General features: G+C 63.6%; 14 protein-coding genes, 3 tRNA genes and 1 pseudogene. 6 read left to right on the top strand and 12 right to left on the bottom strand.

From position 1 onward, the window contains the following. Positions 1-53 precede the first annotated feature (53 nt). On the top strand, positions 54-1118 hold the full coding sequence (locus AC1DYS_RS31715; RefSeq protein WP_477905997.1) for an MBL fold metallo-hydrolase: 1065 nt from the start codon (positions 54-56) through the stop codon (positions 1116-1118). Between the two features lie 9 nt (positions 1119-1127). Here AC1DYS_RS31715 and AC1DYS_RS31710 read toward each other — a convergent pair whose 3' ends face one another. Next, a complete protein-coding gene (locus AC1DYS_RS31710) occupies positions 1128-2306 on the bottom strand; it encodes an acetyl-CoA C-acetyltransferase (protein ID WP_477905995.1) in 1179 nt (392 codons plus the stop codon). 41 nt (positions 2307-2347) lie between these two features. Further along, positions 2348-3667 carry a UDP-N-acetylglucosamine 1-carboxyvinyltransferase gene (locus AC1DYS_RS31705; protein ID WP_477905993.1) on the bottom strand — a complete coding sequence of 440 codons (1320 nt, stop codon included), beginning with the start codon at positions 3665-3667 and terminating at the stop codon, positions 2348-2350. A gap of 240 nt (positions 3668-3907) precedes the next feature. On the opposite strand from AC1DYS_RS31705, the gene AC1DYS_RS31700 reads away from it, so the two are divergent. Then, positions 3908-4531, top strand: coding sequence for a hypothetical protein (locus AC1DYS_RS31700; protein ID WP_477905991.1), 624 nt, complete (start codon positions 3908-3910; stop codon positions 4529-4531). Positions 4532-4608: 77 nt separating this feature from the next. On the opposite strand, the gene AC1DYS_RS31695 is transcribed toward AC1DYS_RS31700, so the two are convergent. From AC1DYS_RS31695 to AC1DYS_RS31655, 9 genes are all read right to left on the bottom strand, one after another. After that, positions 4609-4682 (bottom strand) — tRNA-Cys (locus AC1DYS_RS31695). 69 nt (positions 4683-4751) lie between these two features. Continuing rightward, positions 4752-4827: transfer RNA gene (locus tag AC1DYS_RS31690), tRNA-Gly, on the bottom strand. A gap of 107 nt (positions 4828-4934) precedes the next feature. Next, positions 4935-7358, bottom strand: coding sequence for an endopeptidase La (gene lon, locus AC1DYS_RS31685; protein WP_477905989.1), 2424 nt, complete (start codon positions 7356-7358; stop codon positions 4935-4937). Between the two features lie 109 nt (positions 7359-7467). Then, the gene (clpX, locus tag AC1DYS_RS31680) at positions 7468-8736 is read right to left on the bottom strand and encodes an ATP-dependent Clp protease ATP-binding subunit ClpX (RefSeq protein WP_047484667.1); all 1269 of its coding nucleotides are present in this window, start codon (positions 8734-8736) and stop codon (positions 7468-7470) included. Positions 8737-8862: 126 nt separating this feature from the next. Beyond that, a complete protein-coding gene (gene clpP, locus AC1DYS_RS31675) occupies positions 8863-9489 on the bottom strand; it encodes an ATP-dependent Clp endopeptidase proteolytic subunit ClpP (protein ID WP_047484832.1) in 627 nt (208 codons plus the stop codon). A 144-nt stretch (positions 9490-9633) separates the two neighbouring features. After that, on the bottom strand, positions 9634-10944 hold the full coding sequence (tig, locus tag AC1DYS_RS31670) for a trigger factor (RefSeq protein ID WP_477905986.1): 1311 nt from the start codon (positions 10942-10944) through the stop codon (positions 9634-9636). A 30-nt stretch (positions 10945-10974) separates the two neighbouring features. Next, positions 10975-11061 (bottom strand) — tRNA-Leu (locus AC1DYS_RS31665). A gap of 72 nt (positions 11062-11133) precedes the next feature. After that, positions 11134-14289 carry an efflux RND transporter permease subunit gene (locus AC1DYS_RS31660; RefSeq protein ID WP_477905984.1) on the bottom strand — a complete coding sequence of 1052 codons (3156 nt, stop codon included), beginning with the start codon at positions 14287-14289 and terminating at the stop codon, positions 11134-11136. Between the two features lie 25 nt (positions 14290-14314). Then, positions 14315-15451 (bottom strand): efflux RND transporter periplasmic adaptor subunit, encoded by a 1137-nt coding sequence (locus AC1DYS_RS31655; RefSeq protein ID WP_477905982.1) that lies wholly within the window; start codon positions 15449-15451, stop codon positions 14315-14317. A 192-nt stretch (positions 15452-15643) separates the two neighbouring features. Between AC1DYS_RS31655 and hpnC the strand changes: the two genes are divergently transcribed. The 4 genes from hpnC to AC1DYS_RS31635 are packed head-to-tail and all read left to right on the top strand — an operon-like array spanning position 15644 to position 19429. After that, a complete protein-coding gene (gene hpnC / locus AC1DYS_RS31650; RefSeq protein WP_477905980.1) occupies positions 15644-16501 on the top strand; it encodes a squalene synthase HpnC in 858 nt (285 codons plus the stop codon). Then, the gene (hpnD, locus tag AC1DYS_RS31645; protein WP_477905978.1) at positions 16498-17334 is read left to right on the top strand and encodes a presqualene diphosphate synthase HpnD; all 837 of its coding nucleotides are present in this window, start codon (positions 16498-16500) and stop codon (positions 17332-17334) included. The genes hpnC and hpnD overlap by 4 nt, the downstream gene beginning before the upstream one ends. Next, on the top strand, positions 17334-18605 hold the full coding sequence (gene hpnE / locus AC1DYS_RS31640) for a hydroxysqualene dehydroxylase HpnE (protein ID WP_477905976.1): 1272 nt from the start codon (positions 17334-17336) through the stop codon (positions 18603-18605). Before hpnD ends, hpnE begins: the two co-directional genes overlap by 1 nt. Before the next feature lie 56 nt (positions 18606-18661). Next, a complete protein-coding gene (locus AC1DYS_RS31635; protein ID WP_047484652.1) occupies positions 18662-19429 on the top strand; it encodes an IclR family transcriptional regulator in 768 nt (255 codons plus the stop codon). 66 nt (positions 19430-19495) lie between these two features. Here the strand turns inward: AC1DYS_RS31635 and AC1DYS_RS31630 are convergent. Then, a pseudogene (locus AC1DYS_RS31630) lies at positions 19496-19740 on the bottom strand (hypothetical protein); the annotation flags it as partial.

Here is a 19740-nt window from a genome sequence, read left to right as displayed (position 1 = left end):
GTCGCGGGCTATGCTGCCGCGCTCTGCGTGCCCAGCCCTCATTCCAGGACGACATGAACCCCTACTACGACCCGGCCAAATCTCACCATCGGCCCGATGGTTTCCAGAACAGCCACACGGAGTTCACGCCCAAAACCCTGGCCGAGGTGCTGCGCTGGCGTTGGGACGCATCGCGCCTGGGGCTGCCCAAGCCGCCGCAGACGCCGATCCCGACCGTGGCGGCCGACCTCGCCTTCCTGCGCGCCAATGCGCTGGCCGGGGCAGCCATGCAGCCTGCGGTCACCTGGATCGGCCACGCCACGGTGCTGGGCCAGCTCGCCGGGCTCACGCTGCTCACCGACCCGATCTTTTCTCAGCGCGCTTCGCCGATGTCCTTCGCGGGCCCCAAGCGGCATCAGGCACCAGGAGTCGCTTTGGCCGACCTCCCGCATGTGGACTTGGTGATGGTCTCGCACAACCACTACGACCACCTCGACGGTGCCTCGGTCGACGCGCTGAATCGCCAGGCCGGCGGCCCGCCGCTGTTCGTCGTGCCTCTGGGCCTCAAGCCCTGGCTTGCGGCACGGGGCATCACCAACGCTGTCGAACTCGACTGGTGGGACAGCCACCGCGTTGCCGCGCCGGGCGGCGAGGTGGAAGTGATGCTGGTGCCGGCCCAGCACTGGTCGGCGCGGGGCCTGAACGACCGCATGGACACGCTATGGGGCGGCTTCGCGGTGTTCGCCGACCACTGTCACCTCTTCTTCGCCGGAGACACCGCTTATTCGCGCGACTTCACCGACATGCGCGAGCGCTTCGCCGAGCGACAGTCGCCCGCACAAGGTGGCGGCTTCGACATCGCGCTGCTTCCCATCGGCGCCTACGAGCCACGCTGGTTCATGGCCTCGCAGCACGTGAACGTGGAAGAGGCCGTGAAGATCCATTTCGATCTCGGCGCCAAGCGCTCGCTGGGCGTGCACTGGGGCACCTTCCAGCTGACCGACGAATCGCTGGACGAGCCGCCGAGGGTGCTGGCGCAGCAGCGCCAGATCCACGGTTTGACGGACGACGTCTTCCCGACGATCGCCATCGGCGAGACGCTGCGGCTCGCGCCTCGCACAGCTCAGGCCAAGCGTTGAGCCTTCGGGCTACAGGCGCTCGACGATCGTGACGTTGGCCAGCCCACCGCCCTCGCACATCGTCTGCAAGCCGTAGCGCTTGCCTCGCTGCCTGAGCGCATGCAGCAGCGTCGTCATCAGCTTGGTTCCGGAGGCGCCCAGCGGATGGCCGAGCGCAATTGCGCCGCCGTGCACGTTGAGCCGAGCGGGGTCGGCACCAGTCACTTGCAACCAGGCGAGCGGCACGGGCGCGAAGGCTTCGTTGACTTCGAACAGGTCGATGTCGTCGATGCTCATGCCCGTCTTGTGAAGCGCCCTCAGCGTGGCGGGAATCGGCGCTTCGAGCATCACCACCGGGTCGTGGCCGATCACCGTCATGTGGTGCACCCGCGCCAGGGGCTCGACGCCCAGCCCCTTGAGCCCACGCTCGTTGACGACCATCACGCCGCTGGCGCCGTCGCAGATCTGGCTGGCGGAAGCCGCCGTGACCCGCCCCTCCGGCTGGATGAGCTTGACGCCGCGGATGCCCTCGAGTGACGCATCGAAGCGAACGCCTTCGTCGACGCGATGCAGCTCACCGCTCTGGCTGCCGTCTTGCAAACGCACCGGCACGGCAAGGATCTCGTCGTCGAACGCATGCGCGTTCATGGCTGCGATTGCGCGCTGGTGGCTTTGAAACGCGTACGCGTCGAGCATGTCCTTTGAGAGTTCGTATTYCTTGGCGATCGCTTCGGCGCCAAAGAACTGGCTGAACTCGACGCCGGGGTAACGCGCCTGCATCTGCGGGCTCACGTAGTAGCCCAATCCGTTCTTCGCCGGCAGCGTCATCGGCATGCCCATCGGCACGCGGCTCATGCTTTCGACGCCGGCGGCGATCACCACGTCCATGCTGCCCGACATCACCGCCTGGGCTGCGAAGTGCAAAGCCTGCTGCGAAGAGCCACATTGGCGATCGACGGAGGTGCCGGGCACGGATTCGGGCAGCGTCGACGCGAGCACCGCGTTGCGCGCGACATTGGCGGCCTGTTCGCCGGCTTGCCCTACGCAGCCCACGATCACGTCGTCGATCAGCGCCGGGTCGGCACCGCTGCGTGCCACAAGCTCATCGAGCACTTTCGCGGCCAGGTCGACGGGGTGCCAGCCCGACAAGCGGCCGCCGCGGCGGCCTCCCGCTGTGCGTGTTGCGGCAACGATGTAGGCCTCGGCCATGACGGCTCCTTCGTGAGAGTGCTCCGGCCTGATTCTGATCGCTACGCCCTGCCCGTCCACTCGATGTTTGCCCCGAGTTCTCGCAGGTTCTCGACGAAGCGCGGGTGCGCTCGGCGGATCGGTGCAGCGTTCTTGATCACCGAGCGGCCGTCGATGCTGGCGGCGAGCATCAGCATCGCAATCGCCACGCGAATGATGTAGGGGCTCTCGACTTCGGCAGGCACCAGACGCTTGCCGCCGAAGGTGATCACGCGGTGCGGGTCTGACAGGAAAGCGTGCGCGCCGAATTTTGAAAGTTCGGACGTCCAGCCCATGGCTCCGTCGTAGACCTTGTTCCAGAACATCGCACTGCCTTCCGCCTGCACACCCAGCGCGATGAAGATCGGCAGCAGGTCCACCGGCAGATATGGCCAGGGCGCGGCCTCGATCTTCTGCAGCATGTTGGCGGTGAAAGGCTCGGCCACCTTCAGCTTGCCATTCACGCGAGCGTGCGACCAGCCATCACGGTGCGTGACATGCACGCCGAACTTGGCGAAGCAACGGTCGATCAAAGGGAAGTGCTCGGGCGATGAGTTACGCACCACAACCTCGCCGCCAGTGATGGCACCAAGCGCGAGGAAGGTGACGACCTCGTGGAAGTCTTCAGTGAAGCGGAACTCCGTCCCGCCAAGTTCGTCGACGCCTTCGATGGTGAGCCGAGAGGTGCCGACACCTTCGATGCGCGCGCCGAGCTGGCGCATGAAGGCGCAGAACTCCTGCACATGCGGCTCGCAGGCGGCGTTCGTCAGCGTCGACGTGCCGCTGGCCAGCGCGGCGCAGAGCACGAAGTTCTCGGTGGTGGTGACGGACGCGTAGTCAAGCCAATGCTGGGTGGCGCGCAGCGGGCCGTCGCTGCGAACGATCAAGGCGTCGTCGCTGCGCTGGACGCGGCCGCCGAAGCGCTGCAGCACTTCCACATGCGGGTCGATCTCACGCACGCCCAGCGTGCAGCCTTTCACGTCGTTCTCGATGCGCGCTGCGCCAAAGCGAGCAAGCAGTGGCGGCACCAGCATGATCGACGACCGCATCTCTTGAGGCAGGCGGTGCAGCTTCTCGTCGAACAGCGTGTTGCGGTGATGAATGCCCACGATGCCGCGTTCGAAGTCAGCATGGACCTCACTGCCGATCTGCTCGAACACCGCGAGGATCTTTCTCACATCGGTGATGTCGGGCACACCGCGCAGATGAACCGGCTGACGCGTGAGCAGCGTCGCGCACAGGATGGGAAGCACCGCGTTCTTGTTGGCCGACGGCACGAGCCGGCCGGAGAGCGGCGCCCCGCCGTGAACGATGAGGCTGGGGGCGCTGTGCGTTGTTTGCACGGCTTGTTGCAAAGATTGACTGGCTGACACGGGCTTGCCTCCGAAGCGCCGCACCGACATGGTGGGCGTGTCCCGAAGAGTGGCCCGTGCCTGCGAAGCGGGTATGAAGTGCACGATGCGTTTGTGAAGCCTCGGTGAAGGCGAACCTTCTCTCGCAGCGTGCATCTCAGGGAGTGCGGCTATTGCCGATGCCGTCGAAACCCGACAACATGGGCGCAGGTTTCCCTCAGCAGTAAAGACATGAACACTCGAACCTTTCCCATCGCCTTTTTGACACTCTTGCTGGGCTCGGTCGCAGCCCAGGCTGCGGCACCCGCCGACGCCAACAAGGCAGCCGAAAGCTGCGAGGCCGCCGTGGTCGACACGATCAAGGAGATGCGTGGCCGAGAGGCGCAAGATGTGCAGTTCAGCAAGGACAAGCGCGTGCTGACGCCGACCACTGGTGACGACACCGACGTCAAGGGTGCCGGCCGTTACCGCAGTGCCGCTGGCGCCTCCCTGCCCTTCACGTATGGCTGCGCGTTCAACACGCAGACGGGCGCCACCTCGGGCATCGTCTTTCGCGATGCCGGCGGTGCACGCACGGCACCAGAAAAACCGTGGGACCCCGACTTGGCGAACGTGTCACCAGAGGCCTGCGAAGCCGCTGTGGCAGCCAACCTCAAGAGTAAGCACCCTCGCGTTGGCCGCATTGCCTTCGGGTCGGATTCACGCAAGCTCAGGCCAGCTCCAGCGGGTCGATCCAGCCTTGAAGGCGTGGGCGCCGTGGAGCGCGCGCCAGGCATGAACTTGGTTCAGTTCAGCTACCGCTGCGAATTCGAACCCGGCAACGCGAAGATTGTTGCGGTGCAGACCATCGAGTAAGTCGTCTTCGGGCCGAACCACAAAGCAAAACGCCCCGACAAGTCGGGGCGTTTGCTGCTTGCCGTGCAAGCCATGTCTGGAGGCGCGACCCAGAGTCGAACTGGGCTCTACGGATTTGCAATCCGGTGCATAACCGCTTTGCTATCGCGCCGCGTAAAACTGAAACCTAGACTGCAGATTATTGGCAAAAAGGGAAGCCGAAGCTTCCCTTTTTTAAATCTGGAGCGGGAGACGAGGCTCGAACTCGCGACCTCAACCTTGGCAAGGTTGCGCTCTACCAACTGAGCTACTCCCGCTTTGTGCCTCGATCAAATCTTGTCAGCTTTAAGAGCATTTCAAGAATCAACCGAAGCTCGCATTATAGGCCGAAAAAAGCAGGGCTTGCAAGCCCAGCTCGTGAACTTCAATGCTTGAGGGACTCGGACGTCACCGGCGCAACGGGTCCGTCGGTTTTAACGGCCTCGACCTTCGGCGGCTCCTCATCGGCCAGAGCCTGCGGCAAGGACTCGAGAGCAACCTCGAGCACCTGATCGATCCACTTCACCGGCACGATCTCGAGGTGGTTCTTGACGTTCTCGGGGATGTCCTGAAGGTCCTTGGCGTTCTCTTCAGGAATGAGCACTGTCTTGATACCACCGCGGTGAGCGGCCAGCAGTTTCTCTTTCAGGCCGCCGATGGCCGTGACCTCACCGCGCAGCGTGATTTCACCGGTCATCGCCACATCGGCGCGAACGGGAATGCCCGTCAGCGCAGAGACGAAGGCCGTGGTCATCGCAGCGCCAGCGCTCGGACCATCTTTGGGCGTCGCACCGTCGGGCACATGGATGTGGATGTCGCGCTTTTCGAACATCTCATCCTTGATACCCAGCCTACGCGAGCGGCTGCGCACAACGGAGCGAGCGGCTTCGACCGACTCCTTCATCACGTCGCCAAGCGAACCGGTACGAATGATGTTGCCCTTGCCCGGCATCACTGCCGTCTCGATGGTCAGCAGATCGCCACCCACTTCGGTCCAGGCCAAGCCCACAACCTGCCCGACCTGATTGGTCTTCTCAGCTTGGCCATAGTTGAACTTGCGAACGCCGAGGAAGTCGTTCAGATTTTCATCGGTCACGACCACCTTGTCGCTATAGGTCTTGAGCTGAATGCCCTTCACTACCTTGCGGCAGATCTTCGACATCTCGCGCTCGAGCGACCGCACACCGGCTTCACGGGTGTAGTAGCGAATGATCCCGCGCACTGCTGACTCGGTGACTTCAAGCTCTGCGTCCTGCACGCCGTTGTTCTTGCGTTGCTTCGGCAGCAGATACCGCGTCGCGATGTTGACCTTCTCGTCCTCGGTGTAGCCCGAGAGGCGGATCACTTCCATCCGGTCCAGCAAGGCTGGCGGGATGTTCATCGAGTTCGAGGTCGCGATGAACATCGTGTCGGACAAGTCGAAGTCGACCTCGACATAGTGGTCGCTGAAGGTGTGGTTCTGCTCCGGGTCCAACACTTCGAGCAAGGCGCTCGACGGGTCGCCACGGAAATCCATGCCGAGCTTGTCGATCTCGTCGAGCAGGAACAGCGGATTGCGCGTGCCAACCTTCGAAAGACTCTGCAGCACCTTGCCCGGCATGGAGCCGATGTAGGTGCGGCGATGCCCGCGAATCTCAGCCTCGTCGCGCATGCCGCCCAGCGCCATGCGAACGAACTTGCGCCCGGTGGCGCGCGCCACACTCTGACCGAGCGAGGTCTTGCCTACGCCAGGAGGGCCGACCAGGCACAAGATGGGCGCCTTCACCTTGTCAACGCGCTGCTGCACCGCGAGGTACTCAAGGATGCGGTCCTTGACCTTCTCGAGACCGTAGTGGTCCTCATTGAGAACTTCTTCTGCGTGCTTGAGGTCGTGCTTGATCTTGGTCTTCTTGGTCCAAGGGAGGTTGATCAGCGTGTCGATGTAGTTGCGCACCACGGTGGCTTCAGCCGACATGGGCGACATGAGCTTGAGCTTCTTGAGCTCGGCATCGACCTTCTTGCGGGCCTCCTTGGGCATCTTGGCCGCAACGATCTTCTTTTCCAATTCCTCCATGTCGGCGCCTTCTTCGCCGTCACCGAGTTCCTTCTGGATGGCCTTGACCTGCTCGTTCAAGTAGTACTCGCGCTGGCTCTTCTCCATCTGGCGCTTGACGCGACCACGGATGCGCTTTTCCACCTGAAGAATGTCGACTTCATGTTCGAGTTGCTCAAGCAGTTTTTCGAGGCGCTTGTCGACCGCAAACAGGTCCAGCACCGACTGCTTGTTCTCAAGCTTCAGCGGCAGGTGTGCCGCAATGGTGTCAGCCAGACGACCTGCGTCGTCGATGCCGGCGATCGAGGTCAGGATCTCCGGGGGAATCTTCTTGTTGAGCTTGACGTACTGGTCGAACTGCTGCGTCACGGCGCGGCGCAGGGCTTCGACCTCCGGCTTGGCATCAGCCTCGGGCGGCACGGGCGTCACTTCGGCCATGAAGTGCTCACCGTTGTCGCTGATGGACAGTGTGTTGGCGCGCTGGATGCCTTCGACCAGCACCTTCACCGTGCCATCGGGCAGCTTGAGCATCTGCAGGATGCTCGAGACGCAGCCCACTTCGAACATGTCGTCTGGCTTGGGCTCGTCCTTGCCGGCAGCGCGTTGCGCAACCAACATGATTTGACGGCCAGCTTCCATCGCGGCTTCGAGTGCCTTGATGGACTTGGGGCGACCCACAAACAGCGGGATCACCATGTGGGGAAACACCACCACATCGCGCAGCGGCAGCAGCGGCATCGTGATGGGCTCAGCGGGCAAAACGGGATGTCCGGACATTGGAACCTCTCTTTCTCAAGCCCACATAAGGCTCGAGCATTCATTTGCAAGGTGCCCGCGCCTTACTGCGCACGGGCCATTCAGGATCCTCAGTCTCAGCGACGCGGGGTCAGGCACTCGCTTTGGCCTGCTCGCGATACACCAACAGGGGCTTGGCGTTCTCTTCGATGGTGTGCTCGTCGAGCACCACCTTGGCCACACCGTCCAGTGTGGGCAGTTCGAACATGGTGTCGATCAGGCTGAGCTCCATGATCGAACGCAGGCCGCGGGCGCCGGTCTTGCGCGCCAAGGCCTTGCGCGAAATCGCAGCCAGCGCCGACGGGCGAATCTCAAGCTCCACGCCGTCCATGGCAAACAGCTTCTGATACTGCTTGAGCAAGGCATTCTTCGGCTCGGTCAGGATTTGCACTAGCGCGTCTTCTGTCAGCTCGCCTAGCGTGGCAACTACAGGCAGACGCCCCACCAGTTCAGGGATCAAACCGAACTTGATCAGGTCTTCGGGTTCGACTTCGCGGAACACCTCTGACACCCGCTTCTCGCTCTTGGTGTGCACGGTGGCCCCGAAACCGATGCCCGACTTCTCGGAACGGTTTTGGATGACCTTCTCGAGACCATCGAACGCACCGCCGCAGATGAACAGGATGTTGGTCGTGTCGATCTGCAGGAAGTCTTGGTTCGGGTGCTTGCGGCCACCTTGGGGTGGCACCGAAGCCATCGTGCCTTCGACCAACTTCAGCAGGGCCTGCTGAACGCCTTCACCGGACACATCACGGGTGATCGAAGGGTTGTCTGCCTTACGCGAGATCTTGTCGATCTCGTCGATGTAGACGATGCCGCGCTGCGCCTTGTCGACGTCGTAGTTGCAGTTCTGCAGCAGCTTCTGGATGATGTTTTCGACGTCTTCGCCCACGTAGCCGGCTTCGGTCAGCGTAGTGGCATCGGCGATCACGAAAGGCACGTTGAGCAGGCGGGCCAAGGTCTGGGCCAGCAGCGTCTTGCCTGACCCCGTGGGGCCGATCAGCAGGATGTTGCTCTTGGACAGCTCCACCTCGTCCTTGGTGGTGGCCATGTGCTTCAGGCGCTTGTAGTGGTTATAGACCGCCACTGACAAGGTACGCTTGGCTGTGTCTTGCCCGATCACATATTGATCAAGGCTCGCCTTGATGTCGCTGGGCACTGGCAAGTCGGACTTGGCGGCCCGAGCTTCTGCCGTGTCGGCGGGGACTTCATCGCGAATGATGTCGTTGCAAAGCTCGATGCATTCATCGCAGATGAACACCGACGGACCGGCGATGAGTTTCTTCACCTCATGCTGGCTCTTGCCGCAAAAGGAGCAGTAAAGAACTTTCTCGCTGGAGGAGCCTTTTTTTTCGGCCATGTATGGGGGCGCACTGAGGCGTAGAAGAGGCTGAGTGAATGATAGAGCAAAAGAAAACGGGGCCTTGCAGGTAATAAAGGCCCCGTTTGGATCGCAGTTACGGGTCTTGCCCGGCTGATTTCGGCGTCAGCCTGCGGCCGGCGGGCCGGCGCGGCGGTTAACGACCTGATCAATCAGACCGTAGTTCTTGGCTTCTTCCGGATCCATGAAGAAGTCACGCTCCATGTCGGCCTGGATCTTCTCCAGCGGCTGGCCGGTACGTTCTGCGTAGATCTTGTTCAGTTGCGCCCGCGTTTTCAGGATCTCGCGTGCGTGAATCTCGATGTCGGTCGCCTGGCCTTGAGCACCCCCTGACGGCTGGTGAATCATCACGCGCGCATTCGGAAGCGAGAAGCGCTTACCCTTCGCGCCGGCCATCAGCAGGAACGAGCCCATGCTTGCTGCCATGCCGACGCACATGGTCGACACATCGGGCTTGATGAACTCCATCGTGTCGAAGATCGACATGCCGGCCGTCACCGAGCCACCCGGCGAGTTGATGTAGAAGTGGATGTCCTTGTCCGGGTTCTCGCTCTCCAGGAACAGGAGCTGGGCAACCACGAGGCTGGCGGTCTGATCGTTCACGGGGCCGACCAGAAAGATGATCCGCTCGCGAAGCAGGCGGCTATAGATGTCATAGGCCCGTTCGCCACGGCCCGATTGTTCGATGACCACGGGCACCATGCCCAGGCCTTGTGTGTCCAGCGCGCTCATGCGAAGGTCCTTGAAGTTGGATCGGGGAAACATTGGGTCTGATTATGTCGCGTCAAGAGACGCCTCGAAGAAACATACCCAGGCAAATGCAAAGGGCGCCAAACCCTTCAGCCTGGCGCCCCTCGCACGAGTGAATGATGCCGATCAGTTGCCGGTCATCAACTCATCGAACGGCAACACCTTGTCGGTGACCTTGGCTTTGGCCAGCACGTACTCGGTGACGTTGTTCTCGATCACAACGCCTTCGACTTCGGCCATGCGCTCGCGGTCGCTCAGGTACCAGCGAACCACTTCAGAAGGCTTCTCGTAGCTCTGCGCCATTTCCTCGATGTGGGCCTGCAGCTGATCCGGCTTCGCCTGCAGATTGTTGGCGCGCACCAGTTCTGCCACCACCAGGCCCAAGCGCACACGGCGCTCGGCTTGCGGCTTGAAGATCTCTTCGGGGATCGGTGCCTTGTCGGCGTCTTTGATGCCGCGCTTCTTCAGGTCGGCGCGGGCGTTTTCGACCATGCGGTCGGTTTCGCTTTTGACGAGCGCGCTCGGCAGATCGAGTTCGGCGTTCTTGGCCACGGCGTCCATCACGGCAGCCTTGTTGCGGGCCAGCACGCGGAACTTCACCTCGCGCTCGAGGTTGCGCTTGATGTCGGCGCGCAGCGCCTCGACCGTGCCTTCGGCAATGCCGAGTGCCTTAGCCAGCGCCTCATTCACTTCGGGCAGGTGCTGGGCTTCAACCTTGTTGAGCGTGACCATGAAGTCGGCTTCCTTGCCGGCCACGTCCTTGCCCTGGTAGTCATCCGGGAACTGCAGCGGGAAGGTCTTGGAGTCGCCCGTCTTCATGCCGCGCACGGCCTTCTCGAAAGCCTCGAGCATCTGGCCTTCGCCGATGATGAACTGGAAGCCTTCGGCCTTGCCGCCGTCGAACGGCACGCCGTCGATCTTGCCTTCGAAGTCGATGGTGACGCGGTCGTCGTCCGTCGCCGCTTCGGTTTGCGGGCGCTGCGCGAAAGTGCGGCGCTGCTTGCGCAGGATGTCGAGGGTCTTGTCGATGGCGGCTTCAGTCACTTCGGTGCTGACGCGCTCGATCTCGGCATTGCTCAGATCACCAAGCTTGACCTCCGGGTAGACCTCGAAGGTGGCGTCGAAAGCCATCTGGCCTTCGGGCGCAGTCTCTTTCTCGGTGATGCGCGGCAGGCCGGCGACACGGAGGTTGGCCTCGTTGGTTGCTTGCTGGAACGCCTGGCCGACCTTGTCGTTCATCACCTCGTACTGGACGGAGTACCCGTACCGCTGGGTGACAACGCTCATCGGCACCTTGCCCGGCCGAAAGCCGTCGGCCTTGACCGTGCGGGCAAGGCGCTTGAGGCGCGATTGCACTTCGTTGTTGATGGTGTCGGCAGCGAGCGTCAGCGTGATGCGGCGTTCGAGCTTCTCGAGGGTTTCAACAGTGACAGCCATGGTTCTCTGGACTCTCTGGTTTTGTGTTGCTGGTGCGCGGGGCGGGACTCGAACCCGCACACCATCGCTGGCGTCAGGACCTAAACCTGGTGCGTCTACCAATTTCGCCACCCGCGCGGTATGTCAAAAAGGAAAGCGGGGTCGCCGCAGCGACCCCTTCTTGGTGGGCAATTCGGTGAGCCGCGGATTTTAGCTGCTTGCGGGCACCTGCTCCTGATCGGCCGGTTTGACGCGGAACAAGGCCGCATACATCGCCGGCAAAGCCAGCAGCGTCAGCACGGTGGCAACAACCAATCCACCCATGATGGCCACCGCCATCGGCCCCCAGAAAACACTCCGTGACAGCGGAATCATCGCCAGCACGGCAGCAGCGGCCGTCAGCACGATCGGGCGGAAGCGCCGCACCGCTGATTCGACGATCGCGGTCCACGTCGGCACGCCGCGCGAGCGGTCCTGTTCGATCTGGTCGATCAGGATCACTGAATTGCGCATGATCATGCCGGCCAGCGCGATCACCCCCAGCAGCGCAACGAAGCCAAACGGGCGGTTCAACAGCAGCAGTGCTCCCGACACCCCGGCGATGCCCAGCGGCGCCGTCAAGAAGACCAGGATCGAACGGCTGAAGCTGTGCAATTGCAGCATCAGCAGTGTGAACATGATGAACAGCATCAGCGGGGCGCCGGCGGCGATCGAGCCGGTGCCCTTGCTGCTCTCCTCGACCTCGCCGGCGATCTCGATGCGGTAGCCATCGGGCATCGTCTTCTGCAGCTTGTCCAGCTCGGGCCAGACCTGCATCGTGACGGTCGGACCCTGTATGCCCGCTACCACGTCGCCCTGCACCGTGACCGCGTAGTCACGGCCCTCGCGCCACAGCACGCCCGGCTCCCACGTGAAGCCGACCCTGGCAATCTGCGCCAGCGGGATCGAACGGCCGCCGGCCGTCGGGAGATAGGCGTTGCCGATGTCGGTGATGGCGTTGCGCTCGTCCAGCGGCTGGCGCACGACGATGTCGACCAGTCGATCGGCCTCGCGGTACTGTCCGACAGTGTTGCCCGACAGGATGGTGCGCGCCGCGGTCGCGATGGCCTGGCTGGTGACACCGAGCGCGCGCGCCTTGTCCTGATCCACCTCGAGACGCAGGACCTTCACCGACTCGTTCCAGTTGTCGTTGACGCCGCGCATGTTTGGGTTGGCGCGCAGGATCTCCTTGGCCGTGTCGGCCCAATGCCGCGCGACGGCCGCATCCGGGCCCATCACACGGAACTGCACCGGGTACGGCACAGGCGGGCCGTTGGGCAGCAGCTTGACGCGGCCGCGCACATCGGGGAATTCGTCGGCCAGCAGCACGGGCAGCTTGTTACGTAGCGCGTTGCGCGTGGCCAGATCCTTCGGGATCAGGATCACCTGGCTCACATTGCTCTGCGGGAAGATCTGGTCCAGCGGGAGGTAGAAGCGCGGCACGCCGCTGCCCACCCAGGTGCTCACGTCGACGACACCCGGCTCCTTCATCATGCGAGCCTCGAAGCGGCGGGCCACGTCGTCGCTGGCTTGAATGGTGGCGCCCTCGGGCAGCCACAGGTCGACCAGAATCTCCGGCCGGCTCGAATCCGGGAAGAACTGCTGCTGCACCTTGCCCATGCCGGCCAGGCCGAGAACGAAGGTTGCGATCGTCAGGCCGATCGTGATCCAGCGGTGCTTGACGCACCAGTTCACCGCTGCGCGGAAGCGCGCGTAGAACGGCGTGTCGAAGAGTTCATGCGCCTGCTCACCTTCATGGACCTTCGGCTTGCTGTGCAGCAGCTTGGCGCCCAGGTAGGGCACGAAATAGACCGACACCACCCACGAAATCAACAGCGCCGCCGTCGTCACCGCGAAGATCGCGAAGGTGTATTCGCCAACGGTCGACTTGGCCAGCCCGATCGGCAGGAAGCCGGTGGCGGTGATCAGTGTGCCGGTCAGCATCGGCATCGCCGTCACGTCGTAGGCGTAGGTGGCGGCACGCATCTTGTCGTAGCCCTCTTCCAGCTTGCGCACCATCATCTCGACCGAGATGATCGCGTCGTCCACCAGCAGGCCGAGCGCGATGATCAATGAGCCGAGCGAGATCTTGTGCAGCCCGACGCCCCAGTAGAACATCGTCACGAAGGTGATCGCGAGCACCAGCGGGATGGTGATGCCCACCACCAGGCCGGGCCAGATGTCGAGGCGCAGCGGCTTGGTGTGCAGGCCCAGACTGATGAAGCTGACCGCCAGCACCACGATGATGGCTTCGATCAGCACATGCACGAATTCGCCGACCGAGGTGGTCACGGCCGAGGGCTGATCCTGAATCTGCGACAGCTCGATGCCGATCGGCAGCTCTTTCTGGATCTGCGCGATACGCACCTTCAACAGCTTGCCGAGTTCGATGATGTCGCCGCCCTTCGCCATAGAGATGCCCAGCGCGATGACTTCATGGCCCTGGTGGCGCACCTTCACCGCGGGTGGGTCGACGTAGTCGCGCTTGATGGTCGCGATGTCTGACAGGCGCAGCGTGCTCGACTCGCCGGTGGCTGGGTTGGTGGCACGAATCGGGAAGACCTTCAGCTCATCGACGGAGTTGAACTGGCCGCCGACGCGCACCTGCAGGTTGTCGCTGCCGGCATTCATCACGCCGGCGCCTTCGACGGCGTTCTGCGCGCCCAGCTGCGAGATCACCTGGTTGAAGTCCAGCCCCAGCGAGGCCAGTCGCTTTTGCGAGACCTCGATAAAGATCTTCTCAGGCTGCGCGCCGAACACCGCCACCTTCGCCACGTCGGGCACCTTCAGCAGCTTCTGGCGCACTTCCTCGGCGCGCTGGCGCAGCTCTTCATAGGTGAAGCCGTCGGCCGACAGCGCGAAGATCGAACCGTAGACATCGCCGAACTCGTCGTTGAAGACCGGGCCGATCACGCCAGCCGGTAGCGTTGAGCGCATGTCGCCGATCTTCTTGCGGGTCTGGTACCAGACGTTGTTGACTTCCTTCGGTGGCGAGTTGTCCTTGATGTTGAAGATCGTCAGCGACTCGCCCGGCTTGGTGTAGCTGCGAATCTTGTCGGCGTACGGCGCCTCCTGCAGGGTCTTCTCGATCTTGTCGGTCACCTGCTCGGCCATCTGCTGCGCGGTGGCGCCAGGCCAGAAGGCCTGCACAACCATCGCGCGGAAGGTGAACGGCGGGTCTTCGTCCTGCCCCAGCTGGAAGTAGGCGGCGAAGCCCAGCAACATCAGCACCACCATCAGGTAGCGCGTTAGAGGCTGGTGCTCCAGTGCCCAGCGGGAAATGTTGAAGCGCGACGTCGGCGCGTCGTGGGTGTCTTGGCTGCTCATTCGGGTGGTCTCGACGCTCGGTGGCTCAATGGGACGCCGCGCTGGCGGGTGCCATCGCAGCCGGGTTGCCGCCTTGCGCCGTTGGCTCGACGTACAGCTTCACCTGCTGACCGGGAGACAACACGTGCACCCCGGCGGTGACGACCACTTGCCCCGGAGTCAGGCCGCCGGCCACCACCACGGTGTTGCCGTCCGCACCCGCCACCTGGATCGGCTGCGCCCGGACGACCATCGCGCCCTTGTCGTTCTTGTCGACCAGCCACACCGCAGTGCGGCCTTGCAGCTCGGTCACCGCGGCCAGCGGCAGACGCACGACGTTCGACCGCTGCGGCAATTCAATCAGCACCGTCGCGGTCTGGCCCAGGCGCGCCGGCAGCACGCCGATGTCGGCCTTGATCTGGAAGGTGCGTGTCGTCACGTCGGCGGCGGCGGCCACTTCGCGGATCGAGGCCGCGACGGCTTGGTCGCTGCCCCACAGCTTGACCTTCAGCGCGCCGGGCTGACGGGCCAGCGCTCTCAAGTCGCCGACGTGGTCCTCGGGCACCGAGAACACCACGTCGCGCGGGCCGTCCTGGGCGAGGCGCACGACCGATGAACCGGCCGACACCACCGTGCCTGCTTCGGCATCCACGCCGGTGATCACGCCGTTGGCATCAGCCACCAGCGAAGCGTAGGCGGCCTGGTTGCCCTGCACACCGGCCTGCGCGCGCGCCTGGTCGAACTGAGCCTGGGCCGACTTGAGCGCGGTGTCCCGGCGCTCCAGCTCGGCCGAGCTGATGAAGCCCTGGTCGCGCAGGTCCTTGTAGCGCTTGTAGTCGGCATTCGCGAGGTCCAGGTTGGTTTGCGCGGCCGACAGCCCCGCGCGCGCCGACTCCTGTGCCAGCTTTAGGTCCTGCGGATCCAGTTGCGCAAGCACCTGCCCCGCCTTCACCGTGTCACCGACATTGGCCAGCCGTCGCGTGATCTTGCCGCCGACCCGGAACCCCAGGCGCGACTCGGTGCGGGCCTTGATCTCGGCCGCGTACTCGCGCGTGCCGCCAGCTGCGCCGTTCGAGACGGTCAGCGTCCGCACGGCGCGCACCGGTTCGGCCGCGGGTTCGGGTTTGGAACATGCAGCCAGCAGGGCCGCGCCGGCCAGGGCAAAGATCAGCGTGGATCGCATCGGAATCCTCATCGGGAACGGGTGAAACAAGGGGCAGGACGGAGGTGAGAGGCTTTAACAAAAAGCACAACTGACTGACTGGTCAGTAATGTATTCGGGTGATCCCGGGGTGTCAAACACTCTCTGCGTCCGACCCGTGTCGCATTTGGCAACGGTGTCCAAGGTGACAATGCGCGTCGAAACCAAAGCGTCATGAGCATCAATCACTACGAAAACTTCCCCGTTGCCTCGGTGCTGTGCCCACCTGCGCTGCGCCCAGCGGTGGCTGCGATCTACTGGTACGCACGAACCGCGGACGACCTCGCCGACGAAGGAGATGCGGCCCCCGCGCAACGCCTGGCGTCGCTTAGTGCTTATCGCGAGGACCTGCGTGCCACGTTCACCGGCGCTGCGCCGTCTTCGCGTTGGGAGAACGTCTTCAACCCGCTGAAGATCGCGATCGACCGCCATTCTCTGCCCCTTGGTCTGCTTGAGGACCTGCTCAGCGCCTTCGAGCAAGACGTGCACCAGAACACCTATGCCGACCGCACCGAATTGCTGGCCTATTGCCGCCGCTCGGCCAACCCGGTCGGCCGCTTGCTGCTGCATCTGTATGGTGAGCAAGGTGCCCTTCAATTGCGGCAGTCGGATGACATCTGCACAGCCTTGCAGCTCATCAACTTCTGGCAGGACCTGAGCGTCGACACCGTGCGTGGCCGTGCCTACATTCCGCTGGCAGATTGCGCTCGTCAAGGCGTCGCGCTAGCGGCTCTCCTGTCGCGCGAAGACACGCCGAGCACACGCGCACTGGTTGCCGATGTGACCGGCTGGGCCAAAGACATGATGCTCGCCGGCGCACCGCTCGTGCACGCCCTGCCCGGCCGTGCCGGGTGGGAACTGCGCCTCGTAGTGCAAGGCGGGCTGCGCATCGTCGAAAAGATCGAGCGTTTGCGATACGGCAGCTTGCAGACCCGCCCCCGGCTGCACTGGCATGACGTGCCCGTTGTAATCTGGCGGGCTCTGCGCATGAAGACCACGGTTCCGTCATCGTTGCGAGAGGCCCGACCATGACGCCCGAGCAATACGTGCAAGACAAGGCGGCTCAAAGCGGATCGAGCTTCTACTACGCCTTCCTGTTCCTGCCTCCGCCTCGGCGCGCAGCGATCACTGCGTTCTACGCCTTCTGCCGCGAGGTGGACGATGTGGTGGATGAAGTCCACGACCTCAGCGTCGCGGCCACCAAGCTCGCGTGGTGGCGCAAGGAGGTCGCTACCAGCTTCGCCGGCCAGCCCACTCACCCGACGATGAAAGCGTTGATGCCGCACACCTCGGCCTTCGACATCCGCGCCGAGCACCTGGGTGCGGTGATCGACGGCTGCCAGATGGACCTGGAGCAATCGCGCTACCTCGACTACCCCGGCCTGGCGCGCTACTGCCACCTGGTGGCCGGCGTGGTGGGCGAAGTGGCATCCGGCATCTTCGGGCGCACGCGGCCCGTCACCGTGCAATACGCCCACAAGCTCGGGCTGGCCATGCAGCTCACCAACATCATTCGCGACGTGGGCGACGACGCTCGGCGCGGCCGCATCTACCTGCCAGTGTCGGAGCTGCAGCAGTTCGACGTGAAGGCGCAGGAAGTACTCAACCGCGGCTACAGCGATCGCTTCACGGCGCTGATGAAATTCCAGGCTGAGCGCGCGCACCGCTGCTACGACGAAGCCTTCGCACTGCTGCCCGAGGTCGACCGCCGCAGCCAGAAGCCCGGCCTGATGATGGCAAACATCTACCGCACGCTGCTGCGAGAGATCGAGGCCGACAACTTCCAGGTGCTGCACCAACGCACATCGCTGACGCCATTGCGCAAACTCTGGATCGCGTTGCGCACGAACTGGCGAGGCCGTTGATGACTGCGTCGAAGCGTGTGGCCGTCATAGGAGGCGGCTGGGCCGGCTTGGCCGCCGCGGTCGAGGCCACGCGACATGGCCATCAGGTCACTCTCTATGAGATGGCGCCTCAACTCGGCGGCCGCGCTCGGCAGGTCGATTTTGGCGATGCCGTGCTCGACAACGGCCAACACATACTGATCGGCGCCTACTCGCAGACGCTCTCATTGATGCGCCTGGTGGGCGTGGACATCGAACAGGCGCTGCTGCGCACGCCGCTGCGCATCACCTATCCGGACGGCGCTGGCCTGCAGTTGAATGCCGGCTCACCGATCGTGGCCTTTGCGAGCGCTGTGCTGCGCTACCCAGGCTGGCGCTGGCGCGAAAAGCTGGCGCTGCTGACGACGGCAACGCGCTGGGCGATCCAGCGCTTCGAGTGCGCTCCCGCATGGACAGTCGCCCAGCTCACTGCCCACCTGCCCAAGGCCGTGCGAGACGAGTTACTCGACCCCTTGTGCGTAGCGGCGCTCAATACGCCCGCCTCGCAAGCAAGCGCCACGGTTTTTCTGCGTGTGCTCAAGGACGCACTGTTTTCAGGGCCAGGCTCCGCCGATCTTCTGCTGCCCCGCCAACGCCTGAGCGCACTCTGGCCTCAGCCGGCGGCGAACTGGTTGGCAGCGGCTGGCGCAACGGTCCACCTGTCGACCCGCGCCGATTCCCTTGAGCGCGACGAAACTTGGCAAGTCAACGGCGAAGCCGCCGATGCCGTCGTGCTGGCCTGCACGGCCAACGAAGCCGCGCGGCTGACCGCGGCAGTCGCGCCAGGTTGGTCACGCCAGGCAGCAGCGCTTCACTACGAACCCATCGTCACGGTCTATCTGCAGAGTCCGGCCAGGCGCCTGCCTCAACCCATGATGGCCTTGCACAGCGATGCGTCTCGCCCAGCCCAGTTCGCATTCGATCTCGGCGCCATCAGCGGCCTGGATGGCGTGATCGCTCTTGTAGTCAGCGGCGCAGCCGCCTGGGTGGCGCAGGGCACCGACGCCGTGACCGCCGCCGCGCTGGCGCAGGCCCAGCAAGCTTTTGGCGACGCATCGCCCAGCCCGTTTTCCGTGCTGCGCACAACCACCGAGAAGCGCGCTACCTTTCTCTGTACGCCTGAGCTTCAGCGCCCTGCGAGCCGCATTCTCCCGGCGCTGTTCGCCGCGGGTGACTACGTCCAAGGCCTCTACCCGGCCACTCTCGAAGGCGCCGTGCGCTCGGGCATCGCCGCCGCAGCGTCAATCCATTGAGCCCTGCGCTGTTTTCGCTATGCAAAATCTAGCGAAACTGCGTCAGAATGCGCCCCATGAAAAGCAAAGAGGATCAGAAGCCCGCGATCCAGGTGCTTGAGCGAATGTTTTCGCTGCTGGACCTGCTCGCTTCGCATCAGGACCCGATTTCACTCAAGCTCATCAGCGAGCAGACCGGGCTGCACCCCTCCACCGCACACCGCATCCTGAATGACCTCACGGTCGGCCGCTACGTCGATCGACCCGAAGCGGGCAGCTACCGCCTGGGAATGCGCCTGCTGGAACTCGGCAATCTCGTCAAGGCACGTCTTGATGTTCGCGATGCGGCATTGGGCCCCATGCGCGAACTGCACAAGCTGACGCATCAGCCAGTGAATCTGTCCATGCGGCAAGGCGACGAGATCGTCTACATCGAACGCACCTACAGCGAACGCTCAGGCATGCAGGTCGTGCGTGCCGTCGGCGGCCGCGCACCCCTTCACCTCACTTCCGTGGGCAAGCTGTTCCTGGCCCACGACGACTCGCAGCGAGTTCGGGCTTATGCCACGCGCACTGGTCTGGCCGGCCACACGCGCAACAGCATCACCGACGTGAACACCCTGGAGCGAGAACTCTCCAAGGTCTTGCAGTACGGCACTGCTCGGGACGACGAGGAACTCGAACTGGGCGTGCGCTGCATGGCCGCAGGGATCCTGGACGACCAAGGCAAGCTCGTCGCCGGTTTGTCGATTTCGGCCCCCGCCGATCGGCTGGAGGAAAGCTGGCTGGAGCGGCTCAAGTCCACCGCGTCGCAGATCTCTTCTGCGCTTGGCCATCGAGGATAAGTTCTGCGCCTTCAAAGCAAAGAGCCCGGCAATGCCGGGCTCTTTGCTTTGAAACGTTCGCGTCGATCAGGACGTCAGCTTGGGGCCTTCCACCTCATCAACCTCTGACTCTTCCACACCGCCCTCTTCCTTGGGCTCCACCGCCGGAGCAGCTTTGGCGGGTGCCGGCGAAATCGCAGCCGGCGCCGGCATAACGGCATGCACCACCGCGGCTGACGGTGTGGCTGCAGCCGGCATGCCAGTGACCCACTTGCGCACGCGCTCAGCGTCACCGATACGGGAATACTTGCCCGCCGAATCCAGGAACACCA

The sequence above is a fragment of the Rhizobacter sp. P2_G4 genome (assembly GCF_056403575.1).
Note: the sequence above shows the minus strand (reverse complement) of the source record. Positions and strands in the feature narration are given on the sequence as shown.